The sequence below is a fragment of the Pseudomaricurvus alkylphenolicus genome, from assembly GCF_011683955.1.
In the GTDB taxonomy this organism is placed as follows: Bacteria; Pseudomonadota; Gammaproteobacteria; order Pseudomonadales; family Cellvibrionaceae; genus Pseudomaricurvus; species Pseudomaricurvus alkylphenolicus.
Window position 1 is genome coordinate 90,518 of record NZ_JAAQPI010000008.1, and the last position, 21,393, is coordinate 111,910.

Annotated in this window: 21 protein-coding genes; 15 read left to right on the forward strand and 6 right to left on the reverse strand. The window is 54.7% G+C overall.

Features of this window, described 5'->3' with window-relative positions; translation table 11 throughout:
- Positions 1 to 6: 6 nt before the first annotated feature.
- Genes murA through hisD form a run of 3 tightly spaced genes read left to right on the forward strand, consistent with a single transcriptional unit; the run spans position 7 to position 3,291 of the window.
- Positions 7 to 1,269, forward strand: coding sequence for a UDP-N-acetylglucosamine 1-carboxyvinyltransferase (gene murA, locus HBA55_RS19840; protein WP_166995047.1), 1,263 nt, complete (start codon positions 7 to 9; stop codon positions 1,267 to 1,269).
- A 46-nt stretch (positions 1,270 to 1,315) separates the two neighbouring features.
- The gene (gene hisG, locus HBA55_RS19845; RefSeq protein ID WP_166995049.1) at positions 1,316 to 1,942 is read left to right on the forward strand and encodes an ATP phosphoribosyltransferase; all 627 of its coding nucleotides are present in this window, start codon (positions 1,316 to 1,318) and stop codon (positions 1,940 to 1,942) included.
- A 32-nt stretch (positions 1,943 to 1,974) separates the two neighbouring features.
- Positions 1,975 to 3,291 (forward strand): histidinol dehydrogenase, encoded by a 1,317-nt coding sequence (gene hisD / locus HBA55_RS19850; RefSeq protein WP_166995051.1) that lies wholly within the window; start codon positions 1,975 to 1,977, stop codon positions 3,289 to 3,291.
- Between the two features lie 18 nt (positions 3,292 to 3,309).
- Here hisD and HBA55_RS19855 read toward each other — a convergent pair whose 3' ends face one another.
- Positions 3,310 to 4,401 (reverse strand): trypsin-like peptidase domain-containing protein, encoded by a 1,092-nt coding sequence (locus HBA55_RS19855; RefSeq protein WP_166995539.1) that lies wholly within the window; start codon positions 4,399 to 4,401, stop codon positions 3,310 to 3,312.
- A gap of 181 nt (positions 4,402 to 4,582) precedes the next feature.
- Complete coding sequence (locus HBA55_RS19860; RefSeq protein ID WP_166995052.1) at positions 4,583 to 5,050, reverse strand: ZapG family protein; 468 nt, start codon at positions 5,048 to 5,050, stop codon at positions 4,583 to 4,585.
- Positions 5,051 to 5,235: 185 nt separating this feature from the next.
- Here HBA55_RS19860 and HBA55_RS19865 point away from each other — a divergent pair, with 185 nt between their 5' ends.
- The 8 genes from HBA55_RS19865 (at position 5,236) to HBA55_RS19900 (ending at position 12,171) form a co-directional block, all read left to right on the forward strand.
- The gene (locus tag HBA55_RS19865) at positions 5,236 to 5,910 is read left to right on the forward strand and encodes an alpha/beta hydrolase (RefSeq protein ID WP_166995053.1); all 675 of its coding nucleotides are present in this window, start codon (positions 5,236 to 5,238) and stop codon (positions 5,908 to 5,910) included.
- Positions 5,911 to 5,998: 88 nt separating this feature from the next.
- Positions 5,999 to 7,123, forward strand: coding sequence for a cell division protein ZapE (gene zapE, locus HBA55_RS19870; RefSeq protein WP_206019887.1), 1,125 nt, complete (start codon positions 5,999 to 6,001; stop codon positions 7,121 to 7,123).
- 121 nt (positions 7,124 to 7,244) lie between these two features.
- Positions 7,245 to 7,673 (forward strand): 50S ribosomal protein L13, encoded by a 429-nt coding sequence (rplM, locus tag HBA55_RS19875; protein ID WP_166995054.1) that lies wholly within the window; start codon positions 7,245 to 7,247, stop codon positions 7,671 to 7,673.
- Between the two features lie 16 nt (positions 7,674 to 7,689).
- The gene (gene rpsI / locus HBA55_RS19880) at positions 7,690 to 8,082 is read left to right on the forward strand and encodes a 30S ribosomal protein S9 (RefSeq protein ID WP_166995055.1); all 393 of its coding nucleotides are present in this window, start codon (positions 7,690 to 7,692) and stop codon (positions 8,080 to 8,082) included.
- Positions 8,083 to 8,352: 270 nt separating this feature from the next.
- A complete protein-coding gene (gene petA / locus HBA55_RS19885; RefSeq protein ID WP_166995056.1) occupies positions 8,353 to 8,952 on the forward strand; it encodes a ubiquinol-cytochrome c reductase iron-sulfur subunit in 600 nt (199 codons plus the stop codon).
- Positions 8,953 to 8,954: 2 nt separating this feature from the next.
- Positions 8,955 to 11,009, forward strand: a complete 2,055-nt coding sequence (locus tag HBA55_RS19890) for a ubiquinol-cytochrome c reductase (RefSeq protein WP_206019888.1) — start codon at positions 8,955 to 8,957, stop codon at positions 11,007 to 11,009.
- A 94-nt stretch (positions 11,010 to 11,103) separates the two neighbouring features.
- Entirely contained in the window at positions 11,104 to 11,736 is a 633-nt protein-coding gene (sspA, locus tag HBA55_RS19895) for a stringent starvation protein SspA (protein ID WP_166995058.1), read from the forward strand.
- A gap of 24 nt (positions 11,737 to 11,760) precedes the next feature.
- A complete protein-coding gene (locus HBA55_RS19900; protein WP_166995059.1) occupies positions 11,761 to 12,171 on the forward strand; it encodes a ClpXP protease specificity-enhancing factor in 411 nt (136 codons plus the stop codon).
- A 167-nt stretch (positions 12,172 to 12,338) separates the two neighbouring features.
- Here HBA55_RS19900 and cysK read toward each other — a convergent pair whose 3' ends face one another.
- Positions 12,339 to 13,307, reverse strand: a complete 969-nt coding sequence (gene cysK / locus HBA55_RS19905; RefSeq protein ID WP_166995060.1) for a cysteine synthase A — start codon at positions 13,305 to 13,307, stop codon at positions 12,339 to 12,341.
- Positions 13,308 to 13,532: 225 nt separating this feature from the next.
- Here cysK and HBA55_RS19910 point away from each other — a divergent pair, with 225 nt between their 5' ends.
- Positions 13,533 to 14,150, forward strand: a complete 618-nt coding sequence (locus HBA55_RS19910; RefSeq protein WP_166995061.1) for a Yip1 family protein — start codon at positions 13,533 to 13,535, stop codon at positions 14,148 to 14,150.
- Between the two features lie 82 nt (positions 14,151 to 14,232).
- Here HBA55_RS19910 and HBA55_RS19915 read toward each other — a convergent pair whose 3' ends face one another.
- On the reverse strand, positions 14,233 to 16,266 hold the full coding sequence (locus tag HBA55_RS19915) for a M48 family metallopeptidase (protein ID WP_166995062.1): 2,034 nt from the start codon (positions 16,264 to 16,266) through the stop codon (positions 14,233 to 14,235).
- A gap of 79 nt (positions 16,267 to 16,345) precedes the next feature.
- Complete coding sequence (locus HBA55_RS19920; RefSeq protein WP_166995063.1) at positions 16,346 to 16,942, reverse strand: LemA family protein; 597 nt, start codon at positions 16,940 to 16,942, stop codon at positions 16,346 to 16,348.
- A 199-nt stretch (positions 16,943 to 17,141) separates the two neighbouring features.
- Between HBA55_RS19920 and HBA55_RS19925 the strand changes: the two genes are divergently transcribed.
- Complete coding sequence (locus HBA55_RS19925; protein WP_166995064.1) at positions 17,142 to 18,317, forward strand: acetyl-CoA C-acyltransferase; 1,176 nt, start codon at positions 17,142 to 17,144, stop codon at positions 18,315 to 18,317.
- A gap of 197 nt (positions 18,318 to 18,514) precedes the next feature.
- Positions 18,515 to 19,969, forward strand: a complete 1,455-nt coding sequence (locus tag HBA55_RS19930) for a Na+/H+ antiporter NhaC family protein (RefSeq protein WP_338109428.1) — start codon at positions 18,515 to 18,517, stop codon at positions 19,967 to 19,969.
- Positions 19,970 to 19,978: 9 nt separating this feature from the next.
- Here HBA55_RS19930 and hdfR read toward each other — a convergent pair whose 3' ends face one another.
- On the reverse strand, positions 19,979 to 20,863 hold the full coding sequence (gene hdfR / locus HBA55_RS19935; RefSeq protein ID WP_166995065.1) for an HTH-type transcriptional regulator HdfR: 885 nt from the start codon (positions 20,861 to 20,863) through the stop codon (positions 19,979 to 19,981).
- Between the two features lie 108 nt (positions 20,864 to 20,971).
- Between hdfR and HBA55_RS19940 the strand changes: the two genes are divergently transcribed.
- Complete coding sequence (locus HBA55_RS19940) at positions 20,972 to 21,328, forward strand: MaoP family protein (protein ID WP_166995067.1); 357 nt, start codon at positions 20,972 to 20,974, stop codon at positions 21,326 to 21,328.
- The last annotated feature ends 65 nt before the right edge of the window (positions 21,329 to 21,393 follow it).

Genomic DNA, 21,393 nt, shown 5'->3' on the forward strand with positions numbered 1-21,393 from the left:
CAATCCATGGATAAATTACTCATAACCGGCGGGAATCCCCTGGCCGGTGAAGTCCGTATTTCCGGTTCCAAGAACTCCGGTTTGCCGATTCTGGCGGCAACACTGCTGGCGGATTCGCCCATGCACGTGTGTAATCTGCCCCATCTTAACGACATCACCACGATGCTGGCGTTGCTTCGCTGCATGGGGGTTGGCGTTACCATCGATGAAAAGATGTGCGTTGAGGTGGACCCCTCCAGTATTAATGACTATACGGCGCCCTATGATCTGGTTAAGACCATGCGCGCTTCGATTCTGGTGCTGGGACCCATTCTGGCGCGGCACGGTGTTGCCAATGTGTCGTTTCCCGGTGGTTGCGCCATCGGTTCGCGCCCGGTGGATATCCATTTGCGTGGCCTCGAAGCGATGGGTGCAGAGATCACTGTCGATGAGGGTTATATTCGAGCCCGCTCAGACGGTCGCCTGAAGGGTGCGCATATCTTTATGGACACCGTTACTGTAGGTGGCACCGAGAACCTGCTCATGGCAGCGGCGCTGGCTGACGGCAAAACCGTGCTGGAGAATGCCGCGCGGGAACCGGAGGTGGTGGATCTCGCCAATTGCCTGGTGGCCATGGGGGCCAATATCGAAGGTATTGGCACAGACACGCTGACCATTCACGGGGTTGAGCGCTTGCAGGGCTGTACCTTCTCAGTTATGCCCGATCGCATTGAAACGGGTACCTTCCTCACCGCTGCAGCGGCAGCCAGAGGTCGGGTGTTGTTAAAAGACACCGATGCTCACATGCTCGAGGCGGTGTTGCTGAAGCTTGAAGAGGCGGGAGCACATCTGAATACCGGGCCGGACTGGATTGAGCTTGATATGAAGGGCAATCGCCCCAGGGCCGTCAATCTGAAAACGGCGCCTTACCCGGCATTCCCCACGGACATGCAGGCACAGTTCACGGCCATGAATGCAGTGGCCGAAGGAACGGGCACAGTGATCGAAACGATCTTCGAGAACCGTCTGATTCAGATTCATGAACTCAATCGCATGGGTGCCGATATCAAGCTCGAGGGCAATACAGCGATTGTCACCGGTGTTGAGGTGCTCAAGGGTGCTCCGGTTATGGCCTCGGATCTGCGAGCGTCCGCCAGCCTGGTGATCGCCGGCATGGTGGCGCAGGGAGAGACGGTGGTGGACCGTATCTATCATATTGACCGCGGATATGAATGTATCGAGGAAAAACTGCAGTTAATCGGCGCCAACATTCGCCGTGTACCCAGCTGACAGTGAAACTTTCTGAACAAATTTGAGCCACAGGCAACCAAAACCTATGTCACAGATGTTGACCATTGCCCTGACCAAGGGCCGAATCCTGAAGGAAACCCTGCCCCTGCTGGCGGCAGCGGGCGTTGAGCCGGCTGAGGATATCAGCAAGAGCCGCAAACTGATTTTCGCCACCAATCAGGCGGATGTTCGCTTGCTGATTCTGCGCGGCAGTGACGTGCCGACCTATGTTAAATTCGGCTCTGCCGATATGGGCATTGCCGGCAAAGACACGCTGATGGAAAGCGGCAGTGAAGGTCTCTATGAGCCCGTTGATCTGGGCATCGCACGCTGCCGTTTGATGACGGCGGCGGTGAAGGGAGTGACAACCCCTCCCGGCCGTATCAAGGTGGCAACCAAGTATGTGAACGTGGCCAAGCGCTATTACGCCGCCCAGGGACGCCAAGCTGACATCATTAAGCTCTATGGTGCTATGGAGCTGGCACCAATTATGGATTTGGCTGATGAAATTGTGGATATTGTCGACACCGGCAATACACTGCTGGCCAATGGCCTTGAGCCGCGTGAGCACATTGCGGATATCAGCTCCCGTTTGATCGTCAACAAAGCCTCCATGAAGATGAAGCACGAACACATCCAGCGCGTGATCGAAGCCGTTAAGACTGCCCTGTAAATTTATCGTTAATACCCGTAAGAGCAAAACCCATGACTACAGCAACGCCCATCAAACAACTCAATGCCAGCAGCCCGGATTTTGAGTCCCGCTTGGAGCATCTGCTGGCTTGGGAATCGGTGTCGGATGATGCTGTCGCACAAACCGTCTCTGCCATTCTTGCGGAGGTAAAGTCTGAGGGGGATGCGGCGTTGCTGCGGTATACCAATCGCTTTGACCGACTTGACGCCGACAGTGTTGGGCAGTTGGTTGTGCCCCGGGAGCGGCTGCAGCAGGCGTTGCAACGTATCACAGAAGAGCAGCGTCAGTCGCTGGAAGTGGCGGCGCAGCGGGTACGCAGTTATCACGAGCACCAGAAGCAGTCCTCCTGGAGCTATACAGAAGAAGACGGTACCGTGCTTGGCCAGCAAGTCACTGCGATGGAGCGGGTGGGATTGTATGTGCCAGGGGGTAAAGCGTCTTATCCGTCGTCGGTACTGATGAACGCCCTGCCCGCCAAGGTGGCGGGTGTGGATGAAATTATCATGGTGGTACCCACGCCGGGCGGTGAAATCAATGAAATGGTGTTTGCTGCGGCAGCGATTGCCGGTGTGGACAAGGTGATCACCGTCGGTGGTGCGCAAGCTGTTGCGGCGCTGGCCTATGGTACCGAGACCGTGCCCAAGGTGGACAAGATCGTGGGGCCAGGCAACATTTTTGTGGCCACTGCCAAGCGTTCTGTGTTCGGTACTGTTGCTATCGACATGATTGCCGGCCCGTCCGAAATTCTGGTGGTCTGCGATGGAGGCACCGATCCGGACTGGATCGCCATGGATCTGTTTTCCCAGGCGGAGCACGACGAGCAGGCGCAATCTATCCTGGTGAGTCCCGATGCTGATTTTCTGCAAAAAGTACAAGCCAGTGTCGATAAGCTGCTGCCCACTTTGCAACGCGAGCAGATAGCCCGCCAGTCACTGACTGAGCGTGGGGCGTTTATCCTGGTCAAGGATCTGCAGCAGGCCGCCGAAGTGGCCAATCGAATCGCTCCGGAGCACCTGGAGTTGTCAGTGGAGGATCCGCAGGCTCTATTGCCCAGTATTCGTCATGCTGGCGCCATTTTTATGGGGCGTTACACAGCTGAGGCTTTGGGAGATTATTGTGCGGGGCCCAATCATGTGCTGCCGACTTCCGGCACTGCCCGTTTTTCATCGCCACTCGGGGTTTACGACTTCCAGAAGCGCAGTTCCATCATCAATTGTTCGCCGGCAGCGGCGTCCTCGCTGGGGCAGGTTGCTTCCGTACTGGCAAGAGGCGAGTCTTTGGAAGCTCACGCCCGTTCTGCGGAATATAGAGTTGTGGCAGAGGACTGATTAACCCGCTGAGGGGATTTAACTGTTGTTGGGCTTAACGCCCAGCACGCCCTGTACAACCAGCGGCTTGCCATTGCGCAGCACTTCAATCTCAATGGCGTCACCCGGACGACCCTGGGCAATCTGATTCATGCTCAAACGGCCATCACTTACCACGATATTGTTCATGCGGCGGATAATGTCACCCGGGCGCAAGCCGGCTTTGTGTGCCGGCCCATTGTTGTAGATGGCGGTGATGATGACGCCGTGAGGAGTGTCGAGGTTAAACGACTTGGCCAGCTCCTGAGTCATTTGTTGTGCCTCGATGCCGAGCCAGCCACGCACCACCTGGCCATAGCTGACGAGATCCTGCATCACCTTAACGGCGGTGTCGGCAGGGATGGCAAACCCAATACCGACGGAAAATCCGGTCTTGTCCAGAATGGCGGTATTAATGCCCAGCAGGTTGCCATGAACATCCACCAGCGCGCCTCCGGAATTGCCCGGGTTGATGGCGGCGTCTGTCTGTAGATAGTTCTCATATTTGTTGATGCCGAGGCCATAGCGCCCCGTCGCGCTGATAATGCCCTGGGTGACCGTCTGTCCCACGCCGAAGGGGTTGCCAATCGCGAGCACCACGTCCCCGATCTTCACGTTGGCGGGCTCGCCCACGTTGATAGCCGTCAGGTTGTCTAGCTCGACCTTTAACACTGCCAGATCGCTTTCGGGATCCGTACCCACCTGTATGGCCTTAGCCTCACGCCCGTCCTGCAGTAACACCAGAATTTCGTCGGCCCCTTCGATAACATGGTTGTTGGTCAGCAGATAGCCATCCGGACTGATAATCACTCCCGACCCCAGGGCGGATTCCATGCGTTCCTGTTGAGGGCGATCGGACAGATTAAAGAAGTGTCGAAACAGAGGGTCGTCCAGCAGAGGGTGGTGGCGGCGCTTGAGCTTCTTGCGGGTGTAGATGTTGACCACCGCGGGAGCGGCATTGGCAACGGCCTCTGAGTAGGAAGCAACGCCGTTGCCGCCATGATCCGGGCTGAGTTCTCCCAGCTGCAGATCGTTAGCGAGCGGGGAGGATTGTTTCGCCGTCTGGTTCTGGTTCCACAGGATGATGGTCATTCCCAGCAGCAAACCCGTAATCACGGGCCAGCCGGCAAATTGTGTCAGGCGTGCGAGAGACAAGAATTACCCCGTTTGGCGCTGTTGAAAACAAGGAATTATAGGGGGCAAAGGCAGGCTGTGAACAGGCCCACCGTTTTGAGGTTCACGGTGGGTGTCATCGAAAGTGTCAAAACAGGTTCTAGGGGGTGATCTTTTCTTCTTCCTGGTGATTGGGTTCGAGGCCAAAATCTTCACTCAGCTGGCCTTTCTCCCCCGGTGCTTTAGGGGCCCAGTCGCGAGGGGCTTCAGGAGTGCTCTCCTCAGCGGCTACGTTGGTGTCGTTAGCGATCAGCTTGCCGTCGCCGGCATCGATCAGTTGGCGGCTGATATCCGGGTTGGTCAATTTCAGTGCGCTGTTGGCCAGGTATTCGTGCACTTCCTTGTAGCTCTGGGTCAAATTGTTAACCAGCTGTGATGTTTCAGCGAAGTGTTCGGACACTTCCTGCTGATAGTCTGTCAGTTTGTTTTCGGCTTTTTGCAAACGGCTTTCCAGCTCCCGGTTCTGTTGTTCCTGAGGGGCAAGCGATTTAAACAGTAATGCACCAATGGCGCCGCCGGCGACCAGTGCAACAATGGCGGTGAGGATAAGAGTGCTGAGTTCAAACACAGTGATCTCCTGTACAAATGTTTGAATTGGGGGTGCTATATCGCTTTTTGGTATTATAAGCGCTTTCCATGTGCCTGTGCCCTTAATTTTAGGTCGAATTGGCCACTCAAGCCGGGTAATGTGAACAGGCGCAAATCCAGTCCGGCAGAGGTCAATTCCAGCTGTCGTAAATCCAGAGGAGATGTATGGCCACCCATATTGGTGAATTTACTGAACGAGAGAGCCGTATGCTGCTGTCGGGCCCGGCCGGTCATCTTGAGGCGGTGGCGGCCGCGCCGGCGCCGGGCGGCACCTTGGTGGCATCCGGTTTTGTTGCCGTGGTGTGTCATCCCCACCCCCTTCATGGCGGCACTATGGACAATAAGGTGGTGACAACCCTGGCCAGAACCTATCGTGATCTGGGAATTCCCGTGGTGCGATTCAACTTTCGCGGCGTCGGGCGCAGCGAAGGGCAGTTTGATGATACTGTCGGAGAGGTTCAGGATCTTCTCGCCGTCGTCGATTGGGCAAGGGCCTGTTATCCCGGCCGGCACCTTCTGCTGGCGGGTTTTTCTTTTGGGTCGTCCGTCGCCGCTCAGGCCAGTCATAAGCTTGCCGGTGATCTCCATCATCTGGTGCTGGTTGCACCTCCGGTGGAACGTTACTCCTACGATGTGGAGGGGAGCTTTCCCTGCCCGGTTGCCGTCATCATGGGCGAGCAAGATGAACTGGTCGATGTCGCTGGTGTTTTCCATTGGGCGCAAAATCTGAAGCGGCCTGCGGTGGTGTTGCGCTATCCGGAGGCGACCCACTTTTTCCACGGTGTTCTGGTAACGGTCAAGCAGGACTTGACCGATCATTTGAGGCGGGCGCTTGGCTGACCGGGTGTTGGCGTGCTTGCGCATCCCGGGGTGTGAGGCTACAGTGTGCGCCGATTTCGATCGCCGAGCCTGACGAGGATGCCTGATCATGAGTGGAACACCGCTGGAGCGTTACCAGAAAGACTTGCAGCGTGAAGGGTTTAACCATGATCCCGCTCAGGAGATGGCGGTTCGGCACTTGCAAGACCTCTATGACCGGCTGGTGGCCGACTGGCAGGTTGAGCAGCGACCCTCCGGCGGTCTGATCAGCCGCTTGAAACAGGCATTTTCCGGTCCTTCTCCACGCAAACTGCAAAAGGGTCTCTACTTCTGGGGTGGCGTCGGGCGTGGCAAGACCTACCTGATGGACAACTTCTATGAGAGTCTGCCCTTTAAGCAAAAGATGCGTGCGCATTTTCACCGCTTTATGCGGCGGGTTCATCAGGAGCTGAAATCCCTCGACGGGCAGAAAAATCCACTTGAAACCGTCGCCGATCGCCTGGCCAATGAGGCGCGGGTCATTTGCTTTGACGAATTCTTCGTCTCTGATATTACGGATGCCATGATTTTGGCCAATCTGATCCAGGCGCTGTTTGATCGTGGCGTTTCTCTGGTGGCCACCTCCAATATTGTCCCCGACGGCCTTTACAAGGACGGTCTGCAGCGGGCCAGGTTCCTGCCGGCCATCGATATGCTGAATCAGCACACTCTGGTGGTGAATGTGGATGGTGGAGTGGATTATCGTCTTCGTGCCCTTGAGCAGGCCGAGCTTTATCATTTTCCGCTGGATGATGCCGCTGACGCCAGTTTGCTGAAGAGCTTTGAAAGCCTGGTGCCCGATAAAGAGGAAATCAGGGCCAATGTGGATATCGAGGTGGAAGGGCGGCCCATACAGGCACGGTTTGAGGCGGAAGACGTTGCCTGGTTTGATTTTATGGCGCTCTGTGACGGACCGCGCTCTCAAAACGACTATATTGAGCTGGCCAAGGAGTTCCATGCTGTACTGGTGGCCAATGTGCCGGAGCTCAATCGGGACACCGATGATCAGGCCCGCCGCTTTATCAACATGGTGGACGAATTCTACGATCGTAACGTCAAGCTGATTATTTCGGCGCAAAAGCCTCTGGCAGAGATCTACGCCGGCGGCAAGCTGAACTTCGAGTTTGAGCGTACCACCAGTCGATTGCTGGAAATGCAGAGCCACGATTACCTGGCAGAACCCCATCGCCCCTGAGGCCCCTGGTTTTGGGGAGTGGACAGGCTTCAAGATTCGCTTGAAATCCTGGAATCGATTCTATAGACTTCGCGCTCCCGTTTTTCGGGGATGTATCTAACACGTCGAAGGCAAATACAACATGAAGACTATTAGTGCCAAACCGGAATCAGTCCAGCGCGACTGGTACGTAATCGACGCAGAAGGCAAGACTCTGGGCCGTATGGCCACCGAGATCGCCACCCGTCTGCGCGGTAAACACAAGCCTGAGTTCACCCCTCACGTTGATACTGGCGATTACATCGTCGTGATTAACGCTGAGAAAGTGCGCGTTACTGGCAACAAAGCCAAAGGTAAAATCTACCACAGCCACACCGGCTACCCTGGTGGTCTGAAGTCCATCAGCTTCGAAAAGCTGATTGAGAAGGCGCCTGAGCGCACCATCCAGAGCGCGGTTAAGGGCATGCTGCCCCGCGGTCCCCTGGGTCGTGCAATGTTCAAGAAGCTGAAAGTTTACGCCGGCACCGAGCATCCGCATGCTGCTCAACAGCCCAAAGAACTGAACATCTAATCAGGAGCGGATCATAATGGCTGCAACTCAATACTACGGTACTGGACGCCGTAAAACCTCCACCGCTCGTGTGTTCATCACCCAGGGCAGTGGTAACATCTCCATCAATGACAAAAGCCTGGACGACTACTTTGGTCGTGAAGTGGCTCGCATGATTGTGCGTCAGCCTCTGGAGCTGGTCGAGATGGTGGACAAGTTTGACATCAAGGTCACCGTTAAAGGTGGTGGTAGCTTCGGCCAGGCCGGTGCTATTCGTCACGGCCTGACCCGTGCTTTGATGGAATACGACGAGAGCCTGCGTCAGCCTCTGCGTGCTGCCGGTTACGTTACCCGCGATGCTCGTGAAGTTGAGCGTAAGAAAGTGGGTCTGCGTAAGGCGCGTAAGAAGCCTCAGTTCTCGAAGCGTTAATTCGCTTCAGCTGGCGTCCTTTATGGTGCGCCATGCGCAAATTGGCCCAGATTGGAATTCAGTCTGGGCTTTTTTTTGCCCAAAGCTTGCCAATAGCCCCATATGCCAAAAGGTTATGCCTTGAAAGGGGTATCCAACTTCTTTAATATGTGGCGATTTTTAGAATCTGTCTGAAGCAACCGTAAACCTTTAAAATTCAGTGAGTTACTGTCTGTTTTGTGTGCAATTTGAGCATGGGCGGCGGTGGCGCTGTTATGGGAGAAAAACGTCATGAGCAATGGCGGAGTAAATGAAGGAAGGCGCCGTTTTCTGACAGCCGCTACCTCCGTGGTAGGTGCTGCCGGTGTGGTAGGGGCCGCCGTTCCTTTTGTGGGTTCCTGGAACCCGAGTGCCAAGGCGAAAGCCGCTGGTGCCCCTGTTAAAGCCAATCTGGGCAAGATCGAGCCCGGTCAGATGATCATCGTCGAGTGGCGCGGCAAGCCTGTTTACGTTGTACGTCGCACCGCTGAAAGCATTGCCGATCTCGAAAAATTAAACGACCAGGTACGCGATCCCAATTCCGCCGAGCCGCAGCAACCGGAGTATGTGAAGGGTGTTGCCCGGACCATTCCCGGCAAGGAAGAGTTTCTGATCCTTCTGGGCCTTTGTACGCATCTGGGCTGTGCACCGATGTACCGCCCTGAAGTGGGTGCGGCAGATCTGGGTGGCGCTGACTGGCTGGGTGGCTTTTTCTGCCCCTGCCACGGTTCCAAATTCGATCTGGCCGGCCGCGTGATGAAGGGTGTACCTGCTCCCATTAATCTGGAAGTTCCCCCCCATTCATATGAAACCGACAGCGTGATCGTTATCGGTGTGGATCAGGAGGCTTGAACATGAAATGGATGACTGATCTGGTTGAGTGGGTAGATACCCGATTGCCTGTTGTGCGGGCGTGGGATACTCACATGGGCAAGTACTATGCCCCCAAGAATTTCAATTTCTGGTACTTCTTTGGTGTTCTGTCTCTGCTGGTTCTGGTTAATCAGCTGCTGACCGGCATCTGGCTGACCATGAACTATACCCCCAGCGCTGAAGAGGCCTTTGCCTCTGTAGAATACATCATGCGTGATGTGGACTACGGCTGGCTGCTTCGCTATATGCATTCAACGGGTGCATCGGCGTTCTTTGTGGTGGTCTACCTGCACATGTTCCGCGGTCTGATGTACGGCTCCTACAAGGCGCCTCGCGAGCTGGTGTGGATCTTTGGTATGACCATCTACCTGATCCTGATGGCAGAAGCCTTTATGGGTTATGTACTGCCCTGGGGCCAGATGTCCTACTGGGGTGCGCAGGTGATTGTATCCCTGGTGGGTGCGATACCCGTTGTGGGTGAAGATCTGGTGCAGTGGGTGCGTGGTGACTTCCTGATTTCAGGCGCGACCCTTAACCGCTTCTTTGCGCTGCATGTTGTGGCGCTGCCGATTGTCTTGCTGGCTCTGGTGGTTCTGCACATTCTGGCACTGCACGAAGTGGGCTCCAACAATCCTGACGGCGTTGAAATCAAGAAAAACAAGGATGAAAATGGCATTCCCAAAGACGGGGTTCCGTTCCACCCCTTCTACACTGTTCACGATCTGGTGGGTGTGACTGTCTTCCTGTTTGTCTTCTGCTTCGTGATGTTCTTTATGCCGGAGATGGGCGGTTTCTTCCTGGAGTACGCCAACTTTGAAGAGGCCAACGGCCTGAAGACTCCGCCGCATATTGCACCAGTCTGGTACTTCACGCCTTTCTACGCGATTCTGCGTGCGGTGACCTTCGATATTGGGCCCTTGAGCTCCAAGTTCCTTGGTCTGGTTGCCATGGGTGCCTCAATTGCCATCCTGTTCGTACTGCCGTGGCTGGACAAGAGTCCGGTTAAATCCATGCGTTACAAAGGTAACTTCAGCCGTATCGCCATGCTGGTGTTCGCTGCCTCCTTTGTGATCCTGGGTTACCTGGGTGTTAAATCACCGACTCCGGGTCGTACCATCCTGGCCCAGGTTTGTACCATTATCTACTTTGCCTACTTCCTCACCATGCCTTACTGGAGTGCCCGTGAGAAGTGTCAGCCTGAACCTGAGCGTACCCAGGACAAAGGTTTGCCGGCGACCATGGTGTGGGGTGGATTCATTTTGTTCGTCCTGTTGACCGTGATCCCCATCAAGGCGGTTGGTGCTGAAGGTGCTTTTAAGTGTGGCTCCATGCAGTGTGACGAGATGGTTCCGGACCTGCATGATAAAGAGTCTCTGCAGAGCGGCGCCAAATGGTTCGCCAACTACTGCATGGGCTGCCACTCCGCCAAGTTCTCCCGCTATGAGCGTGTGGCCGACGACTTGGATATTCCTCATGAGCTGATGATGGACAACATTGTCTTTGGCGACGAGAAAATCGGTGCTCTGATGGATATCCCCATGCAGCCGGACCAGTCCAAGGCCTGGTTTGGAGCCACGCCTCCGGACCTGACTCTGGTGGCTCGTTCCCGTTCTCCGGAATGGCTCTACACTTATCTGCGTAACTTCTACGTAGACGACACCCGCCCCACCGGTGTGAACAACAAGGTGTTCGACAAAGTCGCCATGCCCCATGTGATGATGGAGCTGCAGGGTCTGGCTGAATGTGCCCCCGGCCCGGTACTTGACAGCCATGGTAAAGTGGTTCGTGATCCTGTGACCGGCCAGGCTGTGGCGGAAGCCCCCTGTGGCAGCCTCAAGGTTGGTGACGTCAAAGGTTCCATGACCGAGGAAGAGTTCGACAAGGCCATTTATGACCTGGTGAACTTTATGGAGTACATGGCCGAGCCCATTGCCGTAGAGCGTGAGCGTATCGGTACTTATGTGCTGCTGTTTCTCTGTGTGCTGTTTGTATTTGTATATCTGCTGAACCGCGAGTACTGGAGAGATATCCACTAAGTCGCGCTGACGTTCAGCTGATCGGGCGGGCTGCCTTGGAAAGGGCAGCCCGCCCGTTTGTGTTTCTAAATTGCTATAGATTAAGGTGAAGCTGATGGGCGTAGTTGCCAAGCGATCTTCCATGACTTACTTTTCAGACGCGCGTGACCATTATAGTCACCGTGTGCGTATCGTCCTGGCCGAAAAGGGTGTGTCGGTCGATATCATCGACGTTGATCCGAAGAACAAGCCGGAAGAGCTTGCGGAACTGAATCCCTATAACAACCTGCCGACTCTGGTTGACCGCGAGCTTTCCCTGTACGAAACCAAGGTGATGATGGAGTATCTGGATGAGCGTTTCCCGCATCCTCCGCTGCTGCCGGTTTACCCTGTCGCCAGGGCGCAAAGCCGCCTGTGGATGCATCGCATCGAGAAGGACTGGAGTCCGCTTGTCGACATCATCCTTAATGGCAAGAATAAGGAAGAGGCGGCCAAGGCGCGCAAGGACCTGAAAGAGAGCCTGCTGACCATTGCCCCTATTTTTTCCGAGTTGCCTTTCTTTATGAGTGAGGAATTCACTATTGTCGACTGCTGCCTGGGTCCGATACTCTGGCGCTTGCAGGAGATGGAAATTGAACTGCCGAAAACCAAGCAGTCAAAACCTCTGCTGGATTATATGGATCGTCTGTTTGCACGAGAGTCTTTCCAGGAAAGCCTCACGGAAATGGAAAAAGAGATGCGCCTGTAGCGCCGGCCGGGAGAAGACACAACGATGGGCATGACTTCTAGTCGACCTTATATGATCCGGGCGCTGTATGACTGGATTGTAGACAATGACTGCACCCCCTATTTGCTCGTGGACGCGCACGCAGAGGGGGCTGAAGTGCCTCAGCAGTATGTCAACAAGGATGGTCAAATTGTGCTCAATATCGCCCCGACGGCGGTGGTTGGGCTATCCATCGAGAATGCCAGTATCAGCTTCAATGCGCGCTTTGGTGGTATTCCCACCAATATCTATGTGCCCAGCTCAGGTGTGCTGGGCATCTATGCTCGGGAAAATGGGCAGGGTATGATTTTTGAGCCCGAACCGGATCAGGATCCGGAGCCGCCCAAGCCCGGCCCTGCGGAAAAGCCAGAGAAAAAAGAAGAAGGCAAGCGCCCGAGCTTGAAGGTCGTTAAATAACAGCCCTGAGCGCGGTTAAATAAACAGCCCTGAGCGGGGTTAAATAACAGCCCTGAGCGGGGTTAAATAACAGCCCTGAGCGGGTAGATTGAACGCCCTGGCCTGTACAGATAACAGCCGTCTTCGGGGAGTCATTGGATCTGACTTCGACTCCCCTCGCTTATCTTTTACTGTTGTAGTTCTTTCTCGCCAAACTCACCGGCAAAGAGAATGCTGGACAAATAGCGTTCTCCGGAATCCGGCAATACCACCACGATATTCTTACCGGCATTCTCCGGCTTTTCGGCCAGGCGAATGGCCGCACACATGGCTGCGCCTGAAGAAATGCCGGCCAGGATGCCTTCTTCCTTCATCAGTCGGCGTGCCATTTCCACGGCGTCTTCGTTACTGACTTGCTCGGTGCCGTCTACCAGGCTCAGATCCAGGTTGGCAGGAACAAAGCCGGCACCGATACCCTGAATTTTGTGGGGAGATGGCGCAAGCTCTTCGCCGGCAATGGTCTGACTGATGACAGGAGAGGCCACGGGTTCTACCGCGATACACTGAACCGCCAGGCCCTTGGTGTTCTTCAGGTAGCGTGCAGTGCCGGTAATGGTGCCTCCTGTGCCTACTCCGGCGACAAAGATGTCGACCTTGCCTTCGGTGTCTTCAAAGATTTCCGGGCCAGTGGTCTTTTCATGGATTTCGGGATTGGCGGGATTGTCGAACTGGCGCGGCAAAAACGTATTGTCGGGATCGGCGGCGGCAATGGCTTCGGCCTTTTCAATGGCCCCCTTCATGCCTTTTTCGCCGGGGGTCAGCTCCAGTTCGGCCCCGAGCGCCTTGATCATCTGCCGGCGTTCCAGACTCATGGTGTTTGGCATGGTCAGGACCAGCCGATAGCCCTTGGCGGCACAGACAAAAGCCAGGGCAATACCGGTGTTGCCACTGGTGGGTTCGACCACGGTCATGCCCGGCTTGAGTACACCGCGCTTCTCTGCGTCCCAGATCATATTGGCGCCAATGCGGCATTTCACGGATGTGGCCGGGTTGCGAGCTTCCAGCTTGGCAAAAATATTGGCGTCACTGAGACGATTGATCTTTACCAGCGGCGTCTTGCCGATGGTTTGGGAGTTGTCTTCGAAGATGGCGCTCATCAAAAGCTCCTTGCTTTGGCGGGTCAAACTCCGCATTGAACCTCACAACGGTGGGGGCTTCAAGCCTATTCGCGGGATCTTCAGTGATTTTTTCTATATAGCTAATCAAAATTAACGGAAATTTCATAATTCCGAAATCTTATTGGTGCAGAGAGGTCAACTCAATAATACTGAGGGTGTAAACCGTACAAAACATAATGAAAAGAGTTAAAAAAGGAGTGAAGTATGGCCATTTTGGAACATACCCTCGGGATTCTTCTGCACCCAGATAGTGAGTGGAAAGCCATTCGAAATGAGCGCCATTCCTTTATGCAGGTGTTTTTCAGTCACGTGCCGTTTCTCGCACTGATACCAACCCTGGCGGCCTATTACGGCGTAACCCAGGTGGGTTGGACAATCGGTTCGGGGGATCCGGTTAAACTCACGTCAGCAAGCGCAATGAGCCTCTGCGCTATTACTTATGTGGCTCTGTTAGCCGGTGTCTTTATCCTCGGCGAATTTATCAACTGGATGGCCAAGACCTACGGTGTTGCCGACTCTGAAGAGAAGCGCCACTATGAGGGCACTGCTCTGGCCGTCTACGTGACCACCCCGGTATTTCTGGTGGGCATCTTCAGTCTCTACCCGGACATGTGGCTTAATGCCATAGCGACCATTGCCGCCGGCGCCTATGCCGTGTATCTGGTCTATGAAGGTATTCCCATCCTGATGAACATTCCCAAAGAGCGCGCCTTTATGTACGCCACCTCAGTGGTTACCGTTGGGCTGGTTCTGATGGTTGTGGTTCGAGTGGGTTCGGTTCTCGTATGGGGCATGGGCATGGGGCCCGTCTACGTGGATTGACGACGCTCAACTGACATCGCTGGATTCTTTTTACTCCCTTAATCGGGAGCTTCCTGAAGGCCGCTAAGCGGCCTTTCTTATTTTAAGACAATGGTGGTACCGGGCAGTCGAGGCAATCCGCCACAGCGCGGAACAACTCAAGCTCTGATCGACTCACAACACCGTCATGCTGAATGCAGGTCATCATCGCTTTGAGTAAAGCAGGTTTCTGCAGAGGCTTTAGTCGGTTTAGATCGCGTACCGCTCTGTCCAATATCTGAAACGATGGTTTTCCGCCGCTCAGGCCACCGTCTCCCAGCAGCGCCAGGTCTTTCAAACCGAGCTGGTTGATAGCGGCGTTATAGGCATCTTCGGCATCTTTGTATTGTGTATGACCCACCCAGGTCAGGGTGCTCAACAATTGCTGACAAGCCGAACCGAGATTGGTTAACGATTGATTGCCTGAAACCGGTTTTCGAGGTTCAAGGGCGTGAACCAGAATCCGATAAAGGGCCCATTCAAACACCTCCACCTCGCGGTCAGCCTTGATTAATTCCGTGAGGTTTTTCTTAAACAATCGGTATTGGGGCTCTGAAAGACTCTTTAACGCCGGCACGCTCAGCTCCAGCAGCGGCAGTTTTTGATCCGGAGACAGCTGCTGTATTTCCTGGTGAACGGTTTGCAAGTGTTTAAAGACAACCGGGTGTGCCCGTTGCTTAAGCTGTTGCCATTGTTTCTGCCCGTGCTCGTTGTCGTGAATCAAGAGGGCGTAGACCACCGCTCGGGCAGAAAAAGGATCTCGGGCGGCATCTTTAAGAAATTCCGGAATGACCTGCAGTAGGGCTCTGGCTTGTTGCAGATGTTGTGCAGAGGGATTTCCGATGCTGTCCATTAATTGGATAGCTTCGGCATTAAAGCTCTCATGCATCCCGGACGTAGATACAGGAGCCAGCCCGCTGATGGCTTCTGTTGAAGGTGCCTTGGTGTCAGGGGCTATGGTTTCAGGGGCTATGGTTTCAGGGGCTATGGTTTCAGGGTCAGGGGACTCTGAGGTCAGAGGCCCATCCGGTTCGGCGCTTATCCAGCCGCCACTCCAGCCAGGTTCAATGCGCTTGATTCGATCCTGCAGCGGCGGGTGTGTTGCCATCCATCCGCTCATGGCAGAACGAATTCCGGCGCCAAAATACATATGGCTGAACTCCGCCGCATTGCCGTGACCTAACCGTGAGCCATGACTATAGCCACCAATTTTTTGTAACGCCTGGCTGATGCCCCCCGGATTACGGGTAAATTGAACCGCCGAGGCGTCGGCCAGAAATTCACGCTGACGGCTGACGGCAGATTTGATCAGGTTACCAAAAAACGTTCCAACGTAACCGATTACCACCAGTCCAAGACCCAGCACCATATTACCGGCGGCATTTTTATCTCTGGAGCTGGCTGAATGGCGATGGTGGTGATGGCGGTGACTTCCGCTGCGAAGAATCATCTGTCCAATCAGACCAATGACCATGATTCCGTGCAACACGCCGATCAGACGAATATTGAGTCGCATATCGCCATGCAGGATATGGCTGAATTCGTGGGCAATCACACCTTGGAGCTGGTTTCGATCAAGTTGTTCCATGCAGCCTCTTGTAACCCCAATCACTGCATCACTGGGACTGTAACCGGCGGCAAATGCGTTGATGCCTTGTTCTTCCATGAGGTAAACCGGAGGTACCGGGGTTCCGGAAGCAATTGCCATTTCCTCGACCACGTTAAGCAACTTGCGTTCCTGCGGCTCTCTGCTGTCCGGAGAGACCAGTCGGCCACCCAAACTGGCCGCCACCCGATCTCCGCCACCCGATAGCTGCATCAGCTTATAGAAGCTGCCGATTGCCACCACCGCCAGGATGACGACAGCGATGGCGCCAACCAGTTCGGGTGTCAGCAGTTGCAGGATATTACTGGTCTGGCCGCCATCGACTCGATCGATCGCCACAAAACGCTGCTGGTTATGGTGCTCGAAATAGTAGATTAACCCTGCGATAAACGCTGTAGTTATAGCGATCAGAGCAACAATGGCGAGACTGAACAGTATCACCAGCTTGCGAGTGTTACTGCGTGCCTGGTCTTGGTGTTCGAAGAAATTCATAGGTGTCCTGGCAGCCGCGTCAGAAAGTCATTGGCAGGGCAATCACAAAAGACTCTGCTTTGTAGAGTGCCCTGAATAATTAGAATGAAACTTTGGGGGCGGCCTGGATCTGGGCGGAATCCTCGAATTCCAACAGGCTGGCATCGTCTCGATGGCCGAAGAATCCGGCAAAAAATACCGGTGGGAAGCTCTGTTTATAGGTGTTATAGGAGGTAACCGCATCATTAAACGCTTGTCGGGAAAACGCCACTTTGTTTTCCGTGCTGGTTAGCTCTTCGGAAACCTGCATCATATTCTGATTGGCCTTCAAGTCCGGATAGGCTTCCATCACAACGTTCAGCTTTCCCAGCGCGCCTGACAGCGCACCTTCCGCTCCACTAAGCTGTGCCATGGCGCCACCGTCGCCTGGCGCGCTGGCCGCGGCCTTTAATCCCGCCAAAGCCGTATTGCGAGCGCTGATAACCGCCTCAAGGGTTTCCCTCTCGTGCTTGAGATAGCCCTTGGCGGTTTCCACCAGGTTGGGGATCAGATCATAACGCCGCTTAAGTTGTACCTCGATTTGAGAAAAACCGTTTTGGTAGCGGTTTTTGAGGGTGACCAATTTGTTGTAGATGTTGATCACATAAAAGATTGCGCCAATGATGACGACCCAGGTAATAATGGATGAAATGTCCATGGATCAGAATCCTTTGAATTTGTCGGGAATTACCACTCGAAAATACTAGCACGGTTTAATCACGATGACTGCTGGGGACGATCTTTCGGTGTTTATGGTGCGAATCTTGAATGGCTTTGCCCAGGTTGCAAAAATCCGTACAATTCAACGCTTGTTGATTTGTGGTTGAAGGTTCAATCCGCTTTAGTGGGAGCAAAATATGTCAGATCCAGTGGTCATTGTAGGTATGGCGCGTACCGCCATGGGTGGTATGCAAGGTATGTTCAGCGGCCTTTCGGCGCCCCAATTGGGTGCCGAGGCCATCAAGGGCGCGTTGGCGGATGCCGGCTTGGATGCCGATACGGTTGACGAAGTGCTGATGGGATGTGTTCTTCCGGCCGGTACAGGGCAGGCTCCGGCTCGACAGGCGGCTCTGGCAGCCGGCGTCTCCAAAAACGTACCCTGCACCACTCTGAACAAGGTCTGCGGTTCCGGGATGAAGACGGTCATGATGGCACACGATGCCATTTTGGCGGGCAGCGCGGACATCATTGTGGCAGGTGGTATGGAAAGCATGACCAACGCCCCGTACCTGATGCCCCAAGGTCGTGCGGGCTACCGCTTTGGTCACGCAGAGATTTTTGACCACATGCTCTACGACGGACTTCAAGATGCCTATTCTGGCGGGCCTATGGGCAGCTTTGGTGAGGTGTGTGCCGAAAAATACGACTTTACCCGGGAGCAGCAGGACAATTATGCCATTGAGTCCCTGGCGCGAGCCAACAAGGCGATCGAAGAGGGCAAGTTTGAACGTGAAATCGTGCCGGTGACCATCAAGTCCCGCAAGGGTGAATCGGTGATTAACACCGATGAACAGCCTGGCAACGCGCGTCCGGACAAAATCCCGTCTCTGCGTCCGGCCTTTAAAAAGGATGGAACCATTACCGCGGCCAACGCCAGCTCCATCTCGGACGGCGCTGCGGCTCTGGTGCTGATGCGACAGTCCGAAGCCGAGAAACGGGGTCTCCAGGTGATCGCGACTATCAAAGGTCACTCCCAAAACGCCCAGGAGCCCGAGTGGTTTACCACGGCGCCGGTGGGGGCTATGCAAAAACTGTTGCAGCGTCTCGGCTGGAGCACCGAATCTGTTGACTTATATGAGGTCAACGAGGCGTTTGCGGTTGTCACCATGGCAGCCATGAAGGAATTGAACCTGCCCCATGAAAAAGTAAACGTGCACGGAGGCGCCTGCGCGCTGGGTCACCCATTGGGAGCTTCCGGTGCCCGCATTCTGGTCACATTGCTGGGGGCAATGCAAACCTATGGCAAACAGACGGGGGTAGCCAGTCTCTGCATCGGAGGTGGGGAGGCCACCGCCATTGCCGTTGAAATGTAACTGACTTGAGGTTGTTATTGGCAGCCGGCGTTGTTCACCGAGCCGGCTGCGTTACCCTTCTTCCTGCGCCACCACTTGACCTGGTACTACAACAGCTCCTTGTAATTGTCTTCCTGGACAGCGATGCTTGCGGTTGAGGCGAACTTGTACGTCTATATCAAAAGCATGGGACGATAACGATAATCCAGGAGAGCTCAGTGAGCAGCAATTCAGCCGAATCCGCCGATTTCATGGCACAACCCGACACCTCCATCTCTCTGTGGGTCGCCAGCCTGCCGTTGTTGTTAATGGTGTGCCTTCTGAGCCTGAATGTTTATATCTTTGGTGACGATGCCATCAGCGGCTCCAACCAGGTGATTCTGATGTTGAGCTGTGCCATTACCGCGGCACTGGCCGGTCTCCAGGGCATCTCCTGGCAGCGCATCCAGGAAGGCATCAGTCATAGCCTGAATATTGCCATTCCCGCCATGTTGATTTTGCTGATGGTCGGCGCCCTGTCGGGAACCTGGTTGTTGTCCGGCATTATCCCGACCATGATTTACTACGGACTCCATATCCTCGATGCCAGCTGGTTTCTTGCCTCGTCAGTCATTATCAGTGCCATCGTCGCGCTGTTTACCGGCAGTTCCTGGACCACATCGGCAACCATTGGTATTGCCTTGATGGGCATTGGACAGGTGATGGGTATCTCCCCGGGGCTTATCGCCGGTGCGGTTATCTCCGGTGCGTATTTTGGTGACAAGATGTCGCCTCTGTCCGACACCACAAATCTGGCAGCCGCGACTACGGGCACCGAGCTGTTTACTCACATCCGCTACATGATGGTCACCACTTTTCCGTCTATTACCATCGCGTTAATCATATTCGCAGTGCTGGGAGCAGGAGGTGCAACCGGTGGTGGTTCCACTGAAGAAATCGCACAAGTACTGCAAAACAGTATCAATATCACCCCCTGGTTATTACTGGTGCCTCTCGCGGTCGTGGTGATGATTATGAAGCGGGTGCCCGCCTTGCCGGCAATTTTTGGCGGATCATTGTTGGGTGGTCTGTTTGCCCTGGTGTTTCAACCCGAACTGGTGAGTAAGATTGGCGGCGGTGGGGAGTTCGCTATTTACAAAGGTCTGATGCAGGCGTGCTTTGGTGATATTGCCGTGGTAACGGGCCATCCCATGCTGGACGATTTGCTAACGGCGGGTGGGATCAGCGGCATGTTGGGAACCATTTGGTTGATTATTTCCGCGATGATGTTTGGCGGGGCCATGGAAGCTTCGGGATTCTTGCAACGCATTACACAAGCCCTGATGAGCCGAGCCAAGTCTGTGGTGGGTCTGGTCGGGACTACGGCGGGTACCTGTTTGTTCAGTAACGCCACCACGTCCGATCAGTATTTGTCGATTGTGGTTCCCGGCCGCATGTTTGCGGACAGTTTCAAGGAGCGGGGATTGCAGCCGCAGAATCTCAGCAGAACACTGGAGGATACGGGTACAGTGACGTCGGTTCTGGTGCCCTGGAATACCTGCGGTGCTTATCATGCTTCGGTGCTGGGTGTCGCCACTCTGGCCTATGCTCCGTTTGCGTTTTTCTGTTTGATTAGCCCGCTGATGACGCTGTTGGTTGCCGGAAGTGGCTATCGTTTGGCGAAAAAGTCTTAGCGCGCATGGTTAATAGTTATCCCAGTCGGTTCGAGGATCGGTGGGTTTAAGTTCAGCCGCTTTGAGCAGTTCTACCACCTCCAGCAGACTTTCCGAGTGCAGCGATGAGCTGCTGTAGCAGGCGTGTACGTCTCGACTGATGCTTTCCATATCTCCCACCTGGTGCAGTCGCGCCTCTTCAAGGTAAGGTTGTACCATTGCTTTTGGCAGGAACGCCACGCCGCCGCGGGATAACAAAAACTCCAGAGCGATCTGGCTTTGTGCCGTGTGCAGAACCGGTACGACTGCCTGTGGCAGCAGTTTTGCCTGCTGCAGATTAAAAGCCGTGCCCCAGTCCACGAACACGTGCCCGATCTTGGCGATATCTTCGAGCTGGGTGTGGGCTCCACTGCTGACCAGCACCAATTCAATTCTACCAATACGAGCGCTCGATACCTCTGCCAGCTGGGGAGGGTCCAGGAGAACCATCAAATCCAATCGACCGGCTAACAGGGCCCGGGTTAACTGTTGTGGCGAAGAGATTTCCGTGCGCAGGTAGAGCCCTGGAATATCGTTGGCCAGCTCCGGCAGCAGTGCTTGCAGAAAGGTGTCCCAAAGATTGGAGGTTCCGCCCAGCGCCAGTTGTGTCTGGTGCTGCTCCGATACGGCCACGTCCTGAATGGCAACCTGCCAGGATGCGAGAATGTTCTCGGCATGGGGCAGCAGGCGCTCCCCGGACGGGGTCAGCCGGATATTGTTGCGTTCGCGGGTCAGTAGAGGGACGCCAACGGTATCTTCCAGTTGCTTGATTCTGAAACTGACCGCGGACTGGGTCAGAAACAGGTTCTCTGCCGCCTGGCCAAAATGGCGGGTGCGTGACACCTCCAGGAAGGTTCTTAAGAGCTCGGTATTCATGACGATAAAATATTTTGATCGAAACCAGAAAAAAATGTCATTTTACAGGCAAGTCGGCCCTGATGATAATCGCCGAAATTGGGTATTCAGCCATTGGTGTCATCCGCGATGAGTGCAGATAACAACAGCTTTGACCAGCAGGGCCGCATATATTGGGGTACCGAGCACTTCCCCTACGGACTTGCCAAAAGTGGACAATTTACGCGCCAGCAGGTCGAGTTATTGGAGCGGCATGGCTACGCCTACGAGGCACTGGCTAGCGGCGAGCGCACCCCAATTACCCCTGAAGAGAAGTCTTTCCTACAATTTTGCCAAGGCGAGCAGGAGCCCGACAGCGCTCATGAAAAAGCCTGGGATCGCTATCTCAGGGAAGTGAGCAAAACCGGTATCGTGGTCACCTCTTCGGCCAGCCAGGCCGATGCGTCCTCAGGCTACAACGACGCCCTGGACCTGGACGAGCTCTGAGCCCAGACGGGCCCGTACCAGGCCCAGCTCCTGTATAAAATTATCTTATCAATGTTTCAAAACTG

Excerpts from the sequence above, each read along its gene's own strand:
- hdfR (WP_166995065.1), bottom strand. The coding sequence starts at position 20,863 with ATGAATACCGAGCTCTTAAGAACCTTCCTGGAGGTGTCACGCACCCGC.
- hisD (WP_166995051.1), top strand. The coding sequence starts at position 1,975 with ATGACTACAGCAACGCCCATCAAACAACTCAATGCCAGCAGCCCGGAT.
- petA (WP_166995056.1), top strand. The coding sequence starts at position 8,353 with ATGAGCAATGGCGGAGTAAATGAAGGAAGGCGCCGTTTTCTGACAGCC.
- sspA (WP_166995058.1), top strand. The coding sequence starts at position 11,104 with ATGGGCGTAGTTGCCAAGCGATCTTCCATGACTTACTTTTCAGACGCG.
- HBA55_RS19910 (WP_166995061.1), top strand. The coding sequence starts at position 13,533 with ATGGCCATTTTGGAACATACCCTCGGGATTCTTCTGCACCCAGATAGT.
- HBA55_RS19915 (WP_166995062.1), bottom strand. The coding sequence starts at position 16,266 with ATGAATTTCTTCGAACACCAAGACCAGGCACGCAGTAACACTCGCAAG.
- rpsI (WP_166995055.1), top strand. The coding sequence starts at position 7,690 with ATGGCTGCAACTCAATACTACGGTACTGGACGCCGTAAAACCTCCACC.
- murA (WP_166995047.1), top strand. The coding sequence starts at position 7 with ATGGATAAATTACTCATAACCGGCGGGAATCCCCTGGCCGGTGAAGTC.
- HBA55_RS19900 (WP_166995059.1), top strand. The coding sequence starts at position 11,761 with ATGGGCATGACTTCTAGTCGACCTTATATGATCCGGGCGCTGTATGAC.
- hisG (WP_166995049.1), top strand. The coding sequence starts at position 1,316 with ATGTCACAGATGTTGACCATTGCCCTGACCAAGGGCCGAATCCTGAAG.
- HBA55_RS19890 (WP_206019888.1), top strand. The coding sequence starts at position 8,955 with ATGAAATGGATGACTGATCTGGTTGAGTGGGTAGATACCCGATTGCCT.
- zapE (WP_206019887.1), top strand. The coding sequence starts at position 5,999 with ATGAGTGGAACACCGCTGGAGCGTTACCAGAAAGACTTGCAGCGTGAA.
- HBA55_RS19920 (WP_166995063.1), bottom strand. The coding sequence starts at position 16,942 with ATGGACATTTCATCCATTATTACCTGGGTCGTCATCATTGGCGCAATC.
- HBA55_RS19940 (WP_166995067.1), top strand. The coding sequence starts at position 20,972 with ATGAGTGCAGATAACAACAGCTTTGACCAGCAGGGCCGCATATATTGG.
- HBA55_RS19865 (WP_166995053.1), top strand. The coding sequence starts at position 5,236 with ATGGCCACCCATATTGGTGAATTTACTGAACGAGAGAGCCGTATGCTG.
- HBA55_RS19925 (WP_166995064.1), top strand. The coding sequence starts at position 17,142 with ATGTCAGATCCAGTGGTCATTGTAGGTATGGCGCGTACCGCCATGGGT.
- rplM (WP_166995054.1), top strand. The coding sequence starts at position 7,245 with ATGAAGACTATTAGTGCCAAACCGGAATCAGTCCAGCGCGACTGGTAC.
- HBA55_RS19855 (WP_166995539.1), bottom strand. The coding sequence starts at position 4,401 with ATGACCATCATCCTGTGGAACCAGAACCAGACGGCGAAACAATCCTCC.
- cysK (WP_166995060.1), bottom strand. The coding sequence starts at position 13,307 with ATGAGCGCCATCTTCGAAGACAACTCCCAAACCATCGGCAAGACGCCG.